Below are 17,209 nucleotides of genomic sequence, written 5' to 3'. Positions count from 1 at the left end.
CTCCACTATATTCTAAAACTTTTTTTATTGCCACATATGCAAGAAGCAATTTCTTCATGCGACAAAAGTTGAATACTTCCTGAAATAATAATATCCAATTTTAATTGCAATATTTTTTTCTTTATAGGTATTTCAACAATATATATCGGATCTATTGTTTTAAATATATCTATTCCATCAACTGTTTTTATACTTTCAAGTGGTTTATATATTACTTCTTCCCCATTAACCTTAAATTCTTTTATTTTACATTTAACAAAAATACCCTCACAAGGATCAAAACGAAGATAAATTTTTTTGCAGTTAACACCATTGAATATAATAGAGTACTCATAACAAAATGAATGAGTCTCCAAAAGCATATATTCTTTTCTAATGCTTTTTTCTGATGCAAACTCTTTCGTTGTGCTATAAAATAATGAGCAAAACTGCATAAGGTTTACAGGCAGCCTATCCTTTTTATCATATTTTCCTGTTAACTTAAAATATTCAAATTTATTAGACTGATAATTTAACAATAAAGACGCAATCTCTTCATTTGTCAATGCCTTTACTTCGCCTGAAAGTACAATGTCATATTCATTAGTAGCATTCTCGGTGTTAACAGACATTTCTGCTATATACATTGGATCCGTTGTTCCAAAAATATCCATTCCCTCAAAGGATTCTATACATTCGATTGGTCGAAATAATAGCTCCTTCCCATTTACTTTAAATTCGTTTATACTGCATTTGACAAGTACTTCTTCCGATGGATCAAAACGAAAATATAACATATTACTACTTATATTATCTAGCATGACAGAGTAATGATAGCTAAATGCATAGGAGTCCAACAATTTATATTCTTCTCGGATTCCATTCTTCAGCGTAAATTCATTCGATTCACTATAATATAATGTACTAAACTGCTTAATCCCTGAAGAAAATTTGTTAAATATATCATATTTACCTGCTAATTGATGATAATCATATCTACTAAAACCATAATACTTTTGCAAATCATCCCGTACCCTTATATCAACCAAAAGTTCATTCAATAAAGCCAAACCAAATAATTTGGTATACATTACTGTAGTTGAAAGCAGGCACATTCTAGATAAAGCATATTTAATATTAAAATACCCTTTCACCGAATATTCTGACCATTCCGGAAATACTTTTATAAAAGCTTCCTCGTCCTCTATCTCCAAAAAATGTCTGTTGTAGCAAAATAGCTCCACACAATTCCGCTGTGCATTTTCAATTGAAAACCCACTTGTATTTATTGCTTCATTTTCATGAACTCTAAAACATGTTAATTTCTCAGGAATAATATATATATCATGTCTTAAACACAGCCTAATCCATCTTATCAAATCTGGAATTTGTCTATATGGATATACAAATTCCATGGCTCCATTTTCTTCATATATATTTTTCCTCACAAGTATACTTGGATGACATAAGCAATTTCCATTAAAGAAAAAAAACCTTAACCACTCAAACCGACTACGATTAGATTGCTCAAAAATATTATAATAAAAACTTTCTTTTTTATCATAAGGACTGCCGTCATCATTTACGACCTGAACCCAAGTAAAAACCGCAGCACACTCTTGATGTTTATCCAAATAAGTAACTTGCTTTGCCAACTTATCTTCGTCTTTCCAGAAGTCATCTGAGTGCAATATTGCAATATATTCTCCTTTTGCATAATTCTCAACTCCTTCTTTTATTCCGCCTCCTCGATTGTATTCATGTTTAATAAACTGAATCCTCTCGTCATGGTAAGACTCAATAATATCACACGAATTATCACTAGAGCAGTCATCTATTATAATAAGCTCATAATCCTGAAAAGACTGTGATAATACACTATCAATACTTTTTTTTAAAAAAGGACTATGATTATATGATGTCAAAATAACTGAAACTTTTATATTTTTCATTTCCAATACACTCTTATCCTATTTTATCTACAAATCTCGACTTCCCTTTCGTAACAACATATAAAATTGCACTTTTAGGTATCGCATTCTCTTCAAACACTTCTTTACCCATAATACTTTTACCAACTTCTATAACTCTAAAACCAGATTCCTTTATTCTATCTAAAAATCCTTGTTTACTATACCGTCTGACATGATCTCCTTGCCCAAATCTTCTCCATCGTTCTTCCTCTGGGCAATTTGGATCTTCATCAATTTTTTTTGTTTTAAGGTCTATTGGCACAAGAAGCATTCCCATACCATCTTTTTTTAGTATTCGATATAACTCTGATAATGCCTTCCTATCATCCTTCACATGCTCTAATACATGAAAGCATATCCACATATCAAAGCTTTCATCTTCAATTTCTTTCATATTCTGAATATCAATTTTATAATCAACTCCATCCATAAGCATATCTGCTGTCTTTACTATAACTTCTGGTTGATTATTCTTGAAATAATCTTCTACTGGAGCAGATGGTGCTATATCAAGCAAACTAACTTCTTTATCCTGTTTATTTTCAAATATTTTGCGAAAAAAAGCAACACATAAACGATCACGATCTGTTGCATAGCAAAATGGACATGTATACTCTTTTCGATTTAAAAATTCCGCTTTAGTGTGCTCAGCTCCATATTTCTTTTCCTGTTGAGCATAATATAAATTTAATGGATCATATTTATCTGGGTAGTTATGACATACTGCACATTTTCGTTTATTTTTTTTTATATAAAACATTAATTTATCCTTTCAACCGTCACCTCATTATCTAAGTGTACTTTATTCCATAATTTCGTTTCTATATTTTCGCCAACTTCAAAAATGGCAGCATTATTTACCAAATCCACAAATAATACCGTTTTATTTGCTATAACTGGAACAGACATGACAAGCATAATATTATATACCCCTTCAAGTATAGGTAACAATGTTCTAAACTTAATACGAAATCTTTCTCCTCTTTTCCCCTTTATTACCCCCTTTCCTATTTTTTCTAATGCTAAAGTTGAACCTAATAGTTCCATATTTTTATTATCACGTATATGATATCCCAATCCGACCTCTATATCTTCAAAGAATTCTATTTGCATTTCAATAGTTACTTTCTCATTGTACTTTATATAATACTCTTCTTTACCATTTTCATTAAACACTTTACAAGCTATAAATCTCACTTCACCTGTTCCCTCTCTGAAAATATCCACCTTCCGTGCGAATTCATTATTATAATCTATATTTTTTCCTTTTCTCTCCTTCTGAATCTCTTTCTGTCGTTCCATAATCTCAAGATGCTCCTGATTCATACTGACTCTTGTTTTATGCAAATATAAATCTGCCAATTCTGCAGCCGGCCCTTCTGATAATATCCTTCCATTTTCAAGATATACACATCTTTTGCACAATGTACGAACCGTATTCATATCATGTGTAACAAATAAAATCGTAGTTCCACTTTTCATCAATTGTTCCATTTTAGCCATACATTTTGCCTGAAAGGCAGTATCCCCTACTGCCAAAGCCTCATCTACAATCAAAATATCAGGATCTACATTAATTGCCACAGCGAAAGCCAAACGCACAAACATACCGCTAGAATAATTTTTAACCGGCTGATAAACAAAATCACCAATATCCGCAAACTCTAGTATTTGAGGAATTCTTTTTTTCATTTCCTCTCTTGAAATCCCCAAAATTATTCCATTCAAATATATATTCTCTATACCGGTATAGTCCATATTAAAACCTGTTCCCAATTCAAGGATAGAAGAAATACGACCATTCACTATCACGCTTCCTCCTGAAGGAATCAGCACGCCAGTTATAATTTTCAAAATGGTTGACTTCCCACTTCCATTCTTGCCAATAATGCCTACGATCTCTCCCTTGTGCACTTGGAAGGAAACATGAGAAAGCGCATAAAAATCTGTATGCTTTATATGCAAAAACGGAAAAGCAGCATCCAAGATCCTATCCCGCGTTCTATTATATATTTTATATATCTTGGTAACTTCCTTTACATCTATCATAATATCGTTCATTTTCTCTCCCAACTCACATTACATCTGCAAACTGTGGTCTTAATCTTCTGAACATATTAGCCCCAATAACAAATACAACTACTGTAATTCCCCAGAAATAAAAGCATTCCGCTTTATTTTCCCAAAACCATTTGTGATAAATAAAACTTTCTCTATAACCATTACATATATAATACATAGGATTACACTTTAAAATAATATTTACCTTTTCTGGCAAATTATTGGGCACCCATACGATTGGTGTTGCCCAAAACCCCACCTGCAATATGACAGAAATCACATTACTGATATCTTTAGAGAATACTGCTAACGCTGAGCATAGCCAAGTTAAACCCATTAACAAAATATCCATTGATAAAAAATAATAAAGTACTTGAAAATTATAAATGCTAACTTTATATCCATAAAGGCCAAACATAACAAAAATTACAAAAATAAAAAACATATGAACAAATCCTGCTGAAATCAATTTTACAATTGGAAGAACGCTAACTCGAAAACACATTTTTTTAATCATATAGCTATACTCCCACAAACATCCACTAGCAGATGAGAACACATCCGAAAAATAATTCCACGCCAAAAACGCTGGAATATAAAATAAGATAAAAGGGACATCATCTACAGGCACAGATCTAAAGCCAAATTCAAATACAAACCACATAATAAGAATTGTAGAGAACGGCACAACAAAAGCCCACACAATACCTAAAATTGAATTTGTATATTTTGCTCTGAAATCATTTTTTGCCAAATCTAATATTGTTTTTCTTTCCCGCCAAATATCTATCAAAAATCCAATTAATTTATTTAACATTTTCTTTTTCCTCATAACCATCTAGTCAATATATATTTAGCTTATTTTACAATTTTGATACAATCTTAAATATTTGTGTACTACATTTGTAATGTTAAATTTTTTACTTGCAGAAACTGTCCTAGATTGTAAAATATTATATATTTCCTGATTTTCTGCAAGTTCAACAATGTCCTCCACCATCTCAGTTTCATTAATTACCCAATTTTGCACAGAAATTAATTTTCCTGCTAATTCTCCACTTTCGTCCATTAACTGATTATGTATTTCAGCTATATCTGTTGCCAAGACAGGTTTTCCACATATTAAACTATCCGCCACCACTAGCGGATAACTTTCACCTGGAAATCTTGATGGTAAAAATCCTATATCTGAAATACAAAAATAATCCCTAATATTTTGTTGAACTCCCATAAAATGAATATTAGAAGATGTTTCTCTTTCAAGTTTATTTCTTATTTCTCCATCACCAATTATAATCAAATGTATTGGTCTAATACATCTTTTTCGAGCCGATTCTACTGCCCTGATCCCTTCTGCCCATCCCTTTTCTGGAATTCCGCGGCTTACCAAACATAATACAAAAGCGTTTTCTTCTATTCCTAACATTTCACGTTTAATTCGATTACCCGTTATTTCCAATTCAGGAAGTCCGTTATCAATTTTAACAAACTTATCTTTATTCGGAAAATAATAATTATTTTGGATAAATGATTCTAAATTTTTATCTGCTGTATACGCAAAGCAACTACATGTTTTAGTAACTACCGCCAAAACATCCTGTCTATTTTTTTCTTCAAGAGCTTCATACATTCCATGCAATGATACCAATTGTTTACATCCAATCTCATTACTCGCAATCCATCTTGAAACGGCAACATCTACCGAAGCATGATGAGAATGTACTATATCTCCTCCCAGCAAGTTAACAATTCGATTAAAATAATCCATAGATTTTATTGTTACAAGAGGAACCTCACCATGTAAAATTTTTCTTATATTGTTATCGCTCCTTTCCATATTAAAATTGAGTAATGTGACACTTAGTCCTTGATGCTTCATTTCGTTAGCTAAATATAGTGGATAAGTTTCTCCACCCCCAGAAATTAAGGCATAACATCCCATTAATATATTAGGATTCCTCTTTTCTTTTTCCAAGTTAATACTTTCTACATGATAATATTGTTCAACAATATCATCATCATCTGTTTCCTGCACTGCTTGATAATGCTTCCTTAAGCATATTAAAACATTTTCAAAGGTTTCTTCTTTTACTATATAATTACGAGCTATATACTTTCCAACAATTTCCCATTCCTCATAATAACGAAATGTTTTCTGAATCTTTAGAGACGTACTCTTTTCATGGATGCGGTAGTAATTTGTTGTCTCATTTGTATAAGCAACTGTCCCTCCCTTCATAATACTTAAATAAAATAGCCAATCTCCACAAAGCAACAAATCTTCACAGATATTTTCTATTTCTTCTGGGAATTTTTCAATACTACGAAATACCACACTACTTACATTAGGAATCATATTTTTATATGCAAAACCATTCCTTACCATCTGGGCTGCGGTCATAATAAATGGTTTATTCCATTTAAAAAATGGAGTATCTGCCATATATCCCTCAGTAGACCATATTTTCTTACCATCTTGAACAAACTCACTTCTTGCAAAAGCAAGCATTAATGATTCATAGCGGAACATTTTAACCATTTCTTCTAGAAAATTACCTTCACAATAATCATCACTCTCTGCAATCCAAATCAACTCCCCATTTGCTGCTTGTAAACCTTTATTCCATTGTTTAAACACTTTTCCAACATTATTTTCATTAAATATTGTAGTTGTATTTTCTTTATGAATCCTTGCATATTCTTCCAATATATCTCTGCTACCATCATTAGAACAATCATCAAGTAATAATACTTCAAAGTTCTTATATGTTTGATTATATATACTGTCCAGCCTTTCTCTTAAGTATGGTTCGTGATTATAATTTGGTACAATAACAGAGACTAAAGGATTATACTCTGTTTTCAATTCACTTTCATATGTCCAGCGCATATTCTCAAATGTTTCATCATACTTCCATTTACCTGAGTTACCATAATGTATAAGATTTTTCTCTCTCCCTATTGTAACACGATATAATGCACCTCCATGTTTTTCTAAGAAACTGTCTATTTTCTCTGCTATTGGTTTAATTGGCGCAAAGAACATTGCTTTATAAATTTTCTTTAACACCCAATGTATCATCCGCATTCTTTTTCTCCTTTAAAAGCTTTATCAAATCTACTATCTATCCCTGTTCATTTTCCTTAAATCTATCATAATAAGCAATGATAAACTTTATTTGTATATCATTCCGCAATCTAAAAATCTGTTTTTTACATTCCAATATTGGCATACTTCTACAAGATACACAAAAATAAGATATTATTTAGTTATTCTTACATTCATATAATTTTAGATATTAAAAAAGCAACCAATATGCTCAAAAGCACTTGCTTTAACTATCAAACCTTCTCCTGTGGAATTGCACATAATCTTCTATCACCCGCAAATTATGCCTTTGTTAAATCCTAAACATCACTCATATTATTGTTCATATAAATACACTATTAAAATTACTTTTATTTTCTCTCCTATAACTTCTAGGTATCAATATTATTAAATTTATCCTGATACTTTTGGAAACCTTTTATCCATACACTTTCCTACCCATCCATATATACCTATTTACAATATCATTATTCGACTTTTTAGTCAAATTACCATATCATCTAACTTCACAAAACCAAAAATTATTTATCAGTTCTACTTCCATACACCCTCAAAACCTCCCCAACCATCCTATCCTTACTATATTTCCCAGCCTCTTCGGCCACCATTTCCACATCTAAATCCATATCTTCAATCTTTTTAATCGCCTTCAAATACTCCCCTATTTCGTTCTTTTCCAGTACTATTCCACATCTCTCATTCACCAGTTCTCTCACTGCACTTGTCCCAAGCACGATAGCCGGCGTTCCACATGCCATAGCCTCCACCGTTACCAGAGAAAAGGACTCCTCCAAAGAAGGATTCAAAAAAATTTCTGCCGCCGAATAAAGAATCCTAAGTTCCTCTTTATTTTCGGTTCTTTCTATTCCCCTCATTTTTTCCGGTAATTTCTTTAACTGCTTTTTATTTACCCCTACAACCACAATGACATATGCATCCGATATATGTTTTGCTAATTCCTCTAAGGTATCCAGCCCCTTCCGTTTATCCCACACACTGGCAACTCCAAGCAAAATCTTTTTATCAGCAGAAATATTATGCTTCTCCAAGATTTGATTCATTTCCGATTCTTCCCGGCAAGGTCTGAACACCTTTAAGTCAATTCCATTATGAACTACTTCTATTCTTTTATCATGAAAAAAAGAAGCTCTGATCAGCCCAGCCATCCATTCTGACGGTGCCAAAATAGTCAAATGCCTAATGGCCGTAAACATTTTCTTCTTTTGATTATAATTTCGCTTTGACCCATCCCAAAAGTAACTTATGGGATATAAGTTTTTCTGAGGGCAGTGGCAACATCCTCTCCTCCACTTTTCGCATGCCGCTGCCACAAAATACGGGCAATGACCTGTAAACGGCCAGCAATCATGAAATGTCCAATATACTTCCCCTTGAAATTCGTCCTTAAGGTACTGAAATAGCAACGGGAGATTCAAATAATATCCATGAAGATTGTGCAGGTGAATTATATCCGGCTTTTCTTCTCTAAGCCTCTTTAATAACCTCTTCGTAACAAAATAGGAGCCAAATCCTTGCCGGTCAAATAAAGTGTTTAAAATAACATGCATCCAAAATGAAACTGCATTTCCGAATTTCTCACATTTTACATCCGTATACACCTTGCGCCTTCCCACAAAGGAAATCGTTCCATATCCCCTATTCTCAGCAGCTACCTGGATATCGTGCATGATCTGCCCTGTACTGGTATTGCAAACAGTATTAATCTGCACCAATTTCTTTTTCATGCTCTATCTCCGCCAAAAACCGTTTATACACTTTCGCTGCTTTCAATATATTTTTCATACGAAATCTGATCCTGTCCTTTTCCTGCCCGCTTACCGTTTTGGTTGCTTCTCCTTCAAAATGCATTACTGTAAGCTTCGGTTGATAAATTGTCTTTTTTTTGTGGTGTATACACCATAATGATTGGATATTTTCCTCATAGTAAAAAACTGTTTCCGGGTCGAATATTTTATCCCGCATATCCATATACTCTCTTGAATAAATAAGACATGCCCCCATCAAACACACATTTTCTTTATATTCCTGATATCCCTGCGCACTGGTACCATGTTCCTGACGCCTGAAATATGCCTTCATAAAAGGATATATAATTGGATAAACGCCCAGCATCATTCCATTCAAAAAAATAGTACGGTTCACTCTTTTTTTATCCGGCGGTTTATCCGCAATTGGACTTTGATGTATCTTCCTGACAGGATTGTATATATCCGGTCCCATGACTGCAAAAGTATTTTCTGCATACTCTTTTTGAATCCTTATGGCAAAATCCTTTTGAACAAATTCTATATCATTATTCGTAACTACTAAAAAATCCGGATCCCACCTTCTTCTTGCATAGTCACATCCTTCATTATTTCCCACCGAAAACCCGTCATTACTTTCTTTTATTATGACAGCCATATTTTCATTCTCGCGATAATCTTCCCACAAAATTCTGCCTGTTTGATTAGGGGAAGCATTATCCACAACGACAATGTATATGTTCTTTGCTCCCTCCAAACCCATGATGGATTTAATACATTTTCTGGTAGCTTCTATGGCATTATAATGTAATATCACAAAACATATTTTTTTCCCTGTTTCCAAGTCCTTCACCTAACGCCAGGCTCTGCATAAGCATTGTCTGGCACATACACAGCCTTTATCTTAATTTTTGTCTTCCTGCGCCTTTTTCAACTCTTCCACCTGTTCTTCCAAGTCTTTACAGCGCAGCGCCATCTCCGCCGCCATTGTTACATACTTGTCCTCCAGCTGGGAATGTATAATAGAAAGTGTTAACACCTTTTCAAACAATAAGCAAATCATGATTAAAAATACAAAGTTAGCCGGAGAAATAATTCCTAAAGCATCTGCCATTCGATAGGATACCTGAGGAAACAGTCCAAGCACAGCCAATATCCCCCCTGTTCCAACCCAGAATAGTGTATCCTCCAGTCTGACCTTAGACCTTCGTATCCTTGCTATAATCCAAACGATACTAAAGGCCGCCACAATTAACAGCGCTGTTCGAAGCATGATTGACATTTATCGTTCCCTCTTTCTAAACCATTGAAAAACCAATATCCCATAAAGCACATGCATCATGTAACTGATGGAACGTCCCATCGTCAAGTAACTGGTGCCGGCTGTCCTCTCCTGCATGCTTACCTGGACTTCACATATCTTCACGCCACAATTCAGTAAAAATGCCAGGGTATCCGGCTCCGGTCCGTAATTCATCTGATAGCCAAATTTTTTGATCATTTTTTTATTAAATAAACGCATACCGCTGGTGACATCCCGGATCTTCTTACCTGTTGTGATCCAAATCGCCAGACTGATTAAATTACTGCCAAACATTCTTGAGCTAAAGGGCTTTTTTTCGTCTACAAATCTTGAGCCAATGACGATATCAGCGTCATTCCTTTTCATTTCCTCCAGCATATCGGCAATATAAGCGGGATCATGTTGTCCATCCCCATCAATCTGTACTGCATATTCATATTGATAATAATTGGCATATTTTATCCCGCTCTTAACGGCTCCCGCCAGCCCTACATTCACAGGCAGTTCAAGCAGATTATACCCTCTTGTCTTACAAACTTTACGGGTCGCATCCGTAGAGCCGTCATTCACTACCACGTAGTCATATTGTGGATAGTTTTTTATAATATTATCCACTACCTTTTCAATATTGTCAGCCTCATTATAAGCCGGTATTATAATCAAACACTTCATCCATTACAACCAATTCCTTATAACATCATACTATATTGCCTATCTGCAGTCTTAAATCAGGCTATTTTTACTATACCAAAATCATATAAAATGTGCAACGAAAAGCCGCCATTTTCCAAGACTACTACTCCGGCCAAACCACATCCGAATCACTCATTTCCTTGTCAAGAACTGTCTTGACATCCGGTTTTCTTTCAATAATTCCCTGTATATACAAGCAATCCGCAACCGTAATTCCTAAAGCTTCATTATAAGTAAGGCTCCTCAAATCTTCAGAATGATCAGGTATCCTAATTACAATTTCCTCTTTTCCTTCCTGGCTTGCCTCCATAATATGATTTATTACATATTTATTCAGCTGTATACAGGTTTGATAGTCTGTGTGCTCCCGCGTACTCATAAGAAACTTCCCGTCCGGAAGCGCGGTTGCAATCACACAGATCGGAATTGCAATCGGTAATAACTTTGTCATAAGCGGAAGCGATTTCGCTATATACGCCGCCATCACAACCGTTGCTGCAATCAGATAGAACCATATGCCCCAGGATGCATCGATTCTGCTCATATAGGCTGTCTTAGAATTTAAAAGTAAAAGAAATATTGTAAGCAAAATCCCGTTACATAGCAGCATTGCAAATATGTCTGCAAATTCACCCTGTCCCTCAAGCCGTCTTTTGCCCAGCAGGAGCGCAATTCCGACAGCTAACAATAAAATAACCACCACAAAGCGTTTAGAAAGCCCTAAAAGAATTGCAATCAATTGTTGCACTGACAGTGCAAGGTTAAGACCGCTTTCTCCTCCTACAACCTCCGCTCGTCCACTGGTTATCTCAAGCACCAGAACAATTCCCCAGCCAGCTAAAATAAAAAGATAAGCCATATTCTTTCTGACAAATTCTTTAAAGCTGTCCTTACAGTGATATAGAGCAAAAAGCAAAGCAGCCCCCGCGTAAATTGCTGTTATCGCCGAATGAAACAAATTTGAAAATAGCGCAAAATATACCAAAATGCAGAAGCCTGTTTTCCGAATCAGATTCCATGACAGAAATTTTTCTGTCACATCTTTCCATTGCAGAAGCAACAAGACAACTATAGCATTAAGGACTCCCGACATAGTATAATAATAAATGCAACATAAGTCAGCCGCAGTAAACATACATTGACTTGTTCCTCTGTTCCTGAAAATAGCAAAAAATGATACAAGGAACAAAATTTCACACATTAAAGCCGTGCAAGCTGGCATCTGAGCCCGGACAATTAAGACTTTTTGAAAGCAAATACACATTACCACTATAAGGAACGTAATGATACATGATGAGATAATTGTAACAGAATATACATAATCGCCACAAATCGGATATATTATATGGGCGGCCATCCAGCCTGCAACAGGCATTAAGGTTCCCGGCATAATTCTTGTAGGCTCCCATTCCTTCCAGCGGGGTATCGGAAGACGGTAGGCGCCAAGGCACAGCCAGTCATCACAGTCAAACACCACCAGCGGGCACAATCTGATAAAAAAGAAAAGCAGGAATACCACAATCCCGGCCTGTATTGCAATATTCACTGCCTTTTCCCTTTTTGAACTAATTGACATATCTTATTTTTCTCCGTATATCTATCAAAAATTCCATCATCCTATTTGCAAATGCTTCTATAAGTAAACAACATAACAATTATAGAAAATATATTATGGCATGTCAATCTGAAAAATAGTATATTCTTCCCTCATGGCTGTCTTCTCCGCAGTCTTATATAAGATCTGGTATTTCCCCAGCTCCCCCTCCAAATCCCCTAAACAGGAGTTTTGAGATTCTAAAAGATAAAATTTCTTTTTATCCGGAAAATTATTTTGAACCCATGTCTCCAGCTCCTCAAATGTGATATTCTTGCTCTGTTCCTCGCTCCAATCCGCATAGCTTTCCCTCTGACCATTTCCCGCATAGTAAAAATTATATTCCGGCAAATATGCTGCCACGGTAGATGCTCTGGCTACATCCACACTGACAATCAGCTCATCCGGCGTTATATTTTCTCTGATATATCCCGCAGCACCACCTCCGTCCGAATAGCTTCCGTAAAGGACATTGGCTAAACCGGAGCTTTCCTCCTTGGCGTTCCATCTGATAAACATACATACAGATAGCACAAGCAACAATACCTGAAGTCCGCACAGTGCAGCCCCTGTTATCTCTGCCTTTTCCTGCTTTTCTCCCCTCTGCTCATACATAAGCCATAATGTCCATATAAACACAAAGCAAAGCGACAGGAAATGCCATATATGAAGCTGGTATACCATCACGCTGAAAGCCGCCTGAAATAAATAAGCCGACATCATCACCGCCACAGCCTGGATATTCCTCAGACGGAAAGAAATAAAAAGCATAAGCCCCATGGACAAAAGAATGAAAATGAAACAAAAGGTCTGACCCCTTCCTGACAGCCGTTCCAAAATCTGGTAAGAGAAGTTTTTCATCTCCCTAAGCAGCTCCATCTTTCCAAATCTGCTTACCTCAAACACCGGACTGTCGGAGACATGATAGAACTGTATAATCAATAACAGGAAGCTGACCAGCGGTATCCAAATTCCTTTTAAAATATTCCATAATGGCGTCATTGTCTTTTGTTTATTGCATTGCCTAAGGTTTTCTCCCAGCCAAAAACACGATATAACGCCTGCCTCCGCCAATGCTATCACATCCGATTGCACCAACAGCCCCAAAAGCAGACCAAACCGTATACATCTATCATTTCTTTTGGGATAGTATATTGCAAGTAAAATTAACAGTAGCGCAATCAGGCAGTAGTTTCTGGCAACCACTGCATAATAGTAAGTAAAGGCAGGGCTGAACAGCACCATTGCCTTTATTGGTTTATAAAAAGGCGCCTTGTACAAAAACAATCCTGCGGTCACCGCCATTATGGCATAGCTGACAAAACCAATGGTTCTAAACGGCAGTCCTGCCTTTGCAAAAGGCATCAATAAGAAATACCACAAGCATGGGTGTCCCTGGTATTTTATTTCCTTTAGCAGTCCCATCGGTGATAATTCTCTGGCCATCAGCCATACATTTGCCTCGTCCCGCCACGGCTCGTGGCATACAAGCAATATTCCGTTAAGAGCCAGATATCCCAGAAATACTGCTGCCATAAGAATGTATTCCGTTTTTTTCTGTTTATTTATATCTGCTATCTTAAACCTCATTCTCCTACACGCACTTCTTCTTTTCTGTAAAAACGGGCTGCCGCTGTATTGACCCAATCTGTAGAATCTTTCGTAATATCCTGCGAGCGCAATACCTCCGGGACACTGGAATAGGGCTCTAATACGACCACACTTTCCTCTCCCAAAAGCTTTTTCAACCGCGCCTTTGCCTCCCTGTCATATTGTCTGGCTTCCCCTGACAAAAGCGACTTGGCGGCAGATACACAGACCATATCCTGGGTATCGTCCGCTAAAATCGAATTCCCGGCAAAGAAAGCTGCCATCAACACCACCATTATAAAATAAGAAACTGCATATTTAGAATACATATCTTTTAAATATGTATTTTTCAGATATGCTGTTATTTGATTTTCATTCTCGCAAGACCCCGCTATACCTCTAACGGTACAGATCACAGTAAATTCCCCTGCTATACAGATAAGAATCCACAAAAAATATCTGATATTCTGTATGCGTCCTGCTCCAGCCCCGCCATAGGCATATAAAGTAGGCGTAAAAGAGGATGCAAAGACCGAAAACTCTAATCCCAAAACAGCGCCCAAAGACCATATATCTCTTAACTTGCTTTTAACTGGAATGCGGCACAAAAAAGGGAATAAGAACAACATTCCGGCTATTACAAGAGGGCTTGTCCACTCCACCATATAGTGATAAGCCTCATGGAAAGAATACAGCACTGCCCTGACCGGCGGCCAGGCCTCAAAGGATGACTGCCGCACCGCATTCCCCGGTGCCAGGCAATTTACAAGGAAAAGGACTATCGTTACAAGCATCACCAGGGCTGCCTTCCTAGATACCTTCTTTCTTTTATAAAGAGCGTAAATCAAAAGGAAGGCCGTAAGTTCCGCCGTAAGCAGCGCTGAAATGTAATTTCCTCCTGAAATAAACACTGCCAAAGCCAGAAGGCCTGTCAACTGCTTCAAATTACACTTGTCCTCCCAAATGATAGCGGACAAATTGGCCAATTGTATCAACATCAGCGAATAAAAAATCACATAATAACTGGCGCCATTCCACCAGAAAAAGCCCTCCACTGGCGATGGCAGCATCTGTATGGACAATAACAGCGCCACGCCTGAAACAAGATCTGCAATCCGCCCATCCCCATGAAACACCCTCTTTACGACTTTTCTAAAAAAATAAAATACGGAAAAGAGAAATAACCCTAAAATGATAAAAGTGGTGAGCGGATAAAACTGCTCCCCAAAAACTGCAGGCTGAAGCGCAAACAAGGCCACCGCCGCATAGCTGCCCTGCCATTCCAGATAAATGGTCCGTACCTTCCGTCCCGCTTCCTTAAGCACCTCTATTACATTATGCGTATCCACCCATACTGCCCTTGTCTGCGTGCCATAAGAATAATCATCTGCACTGCTGTGGCTATAAAGGCCTATCCCAAAAACAGGCGCCACGCTGAACAACAACACCAGACAAACCGTAATCCACCAAAATTTTATGGTTTTTAATCTATCCATGCGTCTTTCCTTTTCCACTTTCCCCTCTGTTCAGATAAATCACAGGCTGCCTGAAAAATATACACCAGCCCTGCCGCCGCAATCGGAAGTAAAAGCGTAAAATATCCCAATATATATCTGCCCTTTGCCTCCCATATCATATGGAACAAAAACCCGCCAAAAACGTTTAAAAGCAGATAGGCTCTTTCCAGACGCCAATTTTTTATCACATATATGCACCCTGCTGTGCTGCATAGGAGGACAATCAAATGGTAAGCATTCATTAGATGTGACAACAATTTCCGTCCTGTTCCATAAATGAAAAAATCCGCCAGCTCAGATCGAACTGAATATCTGCTATACCATTCATTTACAATCATTGACTGAAAAGTTGGGTCATTCCACTGGGATACAAATTTTTTATAGAAATAGTATACCGCATGCTGTGGATTATGTACAAATCTTTTTAACGATTCCCGGATACTTTCCATGCTCTCTTTTGCTGCCGCCTCCGTATCAAAGCCGTTATCTGCGTATACATTCATATTGTATCCATTATACCAGCCGCAGCCATTATCTATTTCTTTCGCCTCCTGCAGCCCCATTGCAATCCAGGCTGCCTTAGGCGCTCCCTCCCCAAGCTTATCAATTCCTGCTCTCTGTATATAAACACTATTTATCGTCCAAACACCCACCTGGGACAAGACAACGATTCCTATGATCCACAGTATCATACTCCACTTTCTATTTTCCAGTATTTTTAAAAACAGTGCAATCACAATTGCCAGAAGAAATATGGTTGTATTGGATTTAACAATTGTTCCCAGCATAAGCAGTATACCTGCCGGCAGTAAATAATTCCACCTGTCACTTCTAATATACCGGATACCGTAATAAACCGCTCCTGTCCCACAGGCAATCCCAACCACATCCCCATATACAAACGTAGCATAAAGAAACAGGGGCAGCATTCCCATGGAAATAATTTCCTCCCATATCCTTACCCTCTCATCCTCGAACAATTCCCAGGTGATTTTATGTAGATAATGGATAATCAGCAGGATAGCTGTCACATTGATAAACTGAAAAGCCAGATAATTTTCCGCACCAAACAGCCTGTAAACCAATTCCAGGAATGCAACCATGCCAAGCTGAAAAGGATAATAACCAAGGTAAGACCCTCCTGCAAGGGCCTCATAGTTTCCTTCCATAAACTCTGTCGCGTATTCACTTAAAAATGCACTGTCGCAAACCACACCGCACCGGAAAAGCAATACAAAAAACGAACTGACCATTCCGGACCAAAGGCAGGAAATGAAAGCTAATTTTTTTCCTGCACTTTTGTGATACGAAAGATACCTGTTGATCTGGCGCGATACTGCTCCCATTATGAGCAAAACAGCAAGGAGTAGAAGTGGATGATCTCTTTTATAGGACGGCACCTCATTGACCAGATACAGTTCGAAATATGTGGTTTTCAGCAGACTGAACAAACTGTCCATAAACAGCACAATTCCCATTGGTATCAAATAAAAATAAGTCAACTTTTTTGCCATTTTTATACCCCTGCATATCGCAAGCTTTGTTTGCGATACTGCCACTGATAAAGAGTTTGGGAGTTTACTTCCAAACTTATCCTGCAGCTCCAAATTGAATCAATATTCCC

At 36.9% G+C, this 17,209-nt stretch carries 13 protein-coding genes; all 13 read right to left on the bottom strand.

Translation table 11 applies throughout. The annotated features are described in order from the left end of the window. Positions 1 to 5: 5 nt before the first annotated feature. Positions 6 to 1,931 carry a glycosyltransferase family 2 protein gene (locus D5281_RS01760; protein ID WP_160558413.1) on the bottom strand — a complete coding sequence of 642 codons (1,926 nt, stop codon included), beginning with the start codon at positions 1,929 to 1,931 and terminating at the stop codon, positions 6 to 8. A 13-nt stretch (positions 1,932 to 1,944) separates the two neighbouring features. Beyond that, positions 1,945 to 2,712: a methyltransferase domain-containing protein gene (locus D5281_RS01755; RefSeq protein WP_160558412.1), complete on the bottom strand. Its 768-nt coding sequence runs from the start codon at positions 2,710 to 2,712 to the stop codon at positions 1,945 to 1,947. Next, a complete protein-coding gene (locus tag D5281_RS01750; RefSeq protein WP_160558411.1) occupies positions 2,712 to 4,013 on the bottom strand; it encodes an ABC transporter ATP-binding protein in 1,302 nt (433 codons plus the stop codon). Before D5281_RS01750 ends, D5281_RS01755 begins: the two co-directional genes overlap by 1 nt. A gap of 13 nt (positions 4,014 to 4,026) precedes the next feature. Further along, a complete protein-coding gene (locus D5281_RS01745) occupies positions 4,027 to 4,830 on the bottom strand; it encodes an ABC transporter permease (RefSeq protein WP_160558410.1) in 804 nt (267 codons plus the stop codon). A gap of 36 nt (positions 4,831 to 4,866) precedes the next feature. Then, complete coding sequence (locus tag D5281_RS01740) at positions 4,867 to 7,101, bottom strand: glycosyltransferase (RefSeq protein ID WP_160558409.1); 2,235 nt, start codon at positions 7,099 to 7,101, stop codon at positions 4,867 to 4,869. Between the two features lie 542 nt (positions 7,102 to 7,643). Then, the gene (locus D5281_RS01735) at positions 7,644 to 8,867 is read right to left on the bottom strand and encodes a glycosyltransferase (RefSeq protein WP_160558408.1); all 1,224 of its coding nucleotides are present in this window, start codon (positions 8,865 to 8,867) and stop codon (positions 7,644 to 7,646) included. Then, positions 8,842 to 9,732 carry a glycosyltransferase family 2 protein gene (locus D5281_RS01730; RefSeq protein WP_160558407.1) on the bottom strand — a complete coding sequence of 297 codons (891 nt, stop codon included), beginning with the start codon at positions 9,730 to 9,732 and terminating at the stop codon, positions 8,842 to 8,844. The genes D5281_RS01735 and D5281_RS01730 overlap by 26 nt, the downstream gene beginning before the upstream one ends. 60 nt (positions 9,733 to 9,792) lie before the next feature. Continuing rightward, complete coding sequence (locus tag D5281_RS01725) at positions 9,793 to 10,170, bottom strand: DUF2304 domain-containing protein (RefSeq protein WP_160558406.1); 378 nt, start codon at positions 10,168 to 10,170, stop codon at positions 9,793 to 9,795. After that, the gene (locus D5281_RS01720) at positions 10,171 to 10,863 is read right to left on the bottom strand and encodes a glycosyltransferase family 2 protein (RefSeq protein ID WP_160558405.1); all 693 of its coding nucleotides are present in this window, start codon (positions 10,861 to 10,863) and stop codon (positions 10,171 to 10,173) included. 124 nt (positions 10,864 to 10,987) lie between these two features. Further along, positions 10,988 to 12,460, bottom strand: coding sequence for a hypothetical protein (locus D5281_RS01715; protein ID WP_160558404.1), 1,473 nt, complete (start codon positions 12,458 to 12,460; stop codon positions 10,988 to 10,990). Positions 12,461 to 12,553: 93 nt separating this feature from the next. Further along, positions 12,554 to 14,068, bottom strand: a complete 1,515-nt coding sequence (locus D5281_RS01710; RefSeq protein WP_160558403.1) for a hypothetical protein — start codon at positions 14,066 to 14,068, stop codon at positions 12,554 to 12,556. Then, entirely contained in the window at positions 14,065 to 15,564 is a 1,500-nt protein-coding gene (locus tag D5281_RS01705) for a YfhO family protein (RefSeq protein WP_160558402.1), read from the bottom strand. The genes D5281_RS01710 and D5281_RS01705 overlap by 4 nt, the downstream gene beginning before the upstream one ends. After that, on the bottom strand, positions 15,552 to 17,099 hold the full coding sequence (locus tag D5281_RS01700) for a glycosyltransferase family 39 protein (protein WP_160558401.1): 1,548 nt from the start codon (positions 17,097 to 17,099) through the stop codon (positions 15,552 to 15,554). The genes D5281_RS01705 and D5281_RS01700 overlap by 13 nt, the downstream gene beginning before the upstream one ends. Positions 17,100 to 17,209: the final 110 nt, after the last annotated feature.

This window comes from Parablautia muri, assembly GCF_009917485.1.
Taxonomy (GTDB): Bacteria; Bacillota; Clostridia; order Lachnospirales; family Lachnospiraceae; genus Suilimivivens; species Suilimivivens muri.
The sequence above is the reverse complement of the archived record's forward strand: the minus strand, read 5'-3'. Positions and strand labels throughout refer to the sequence as shown.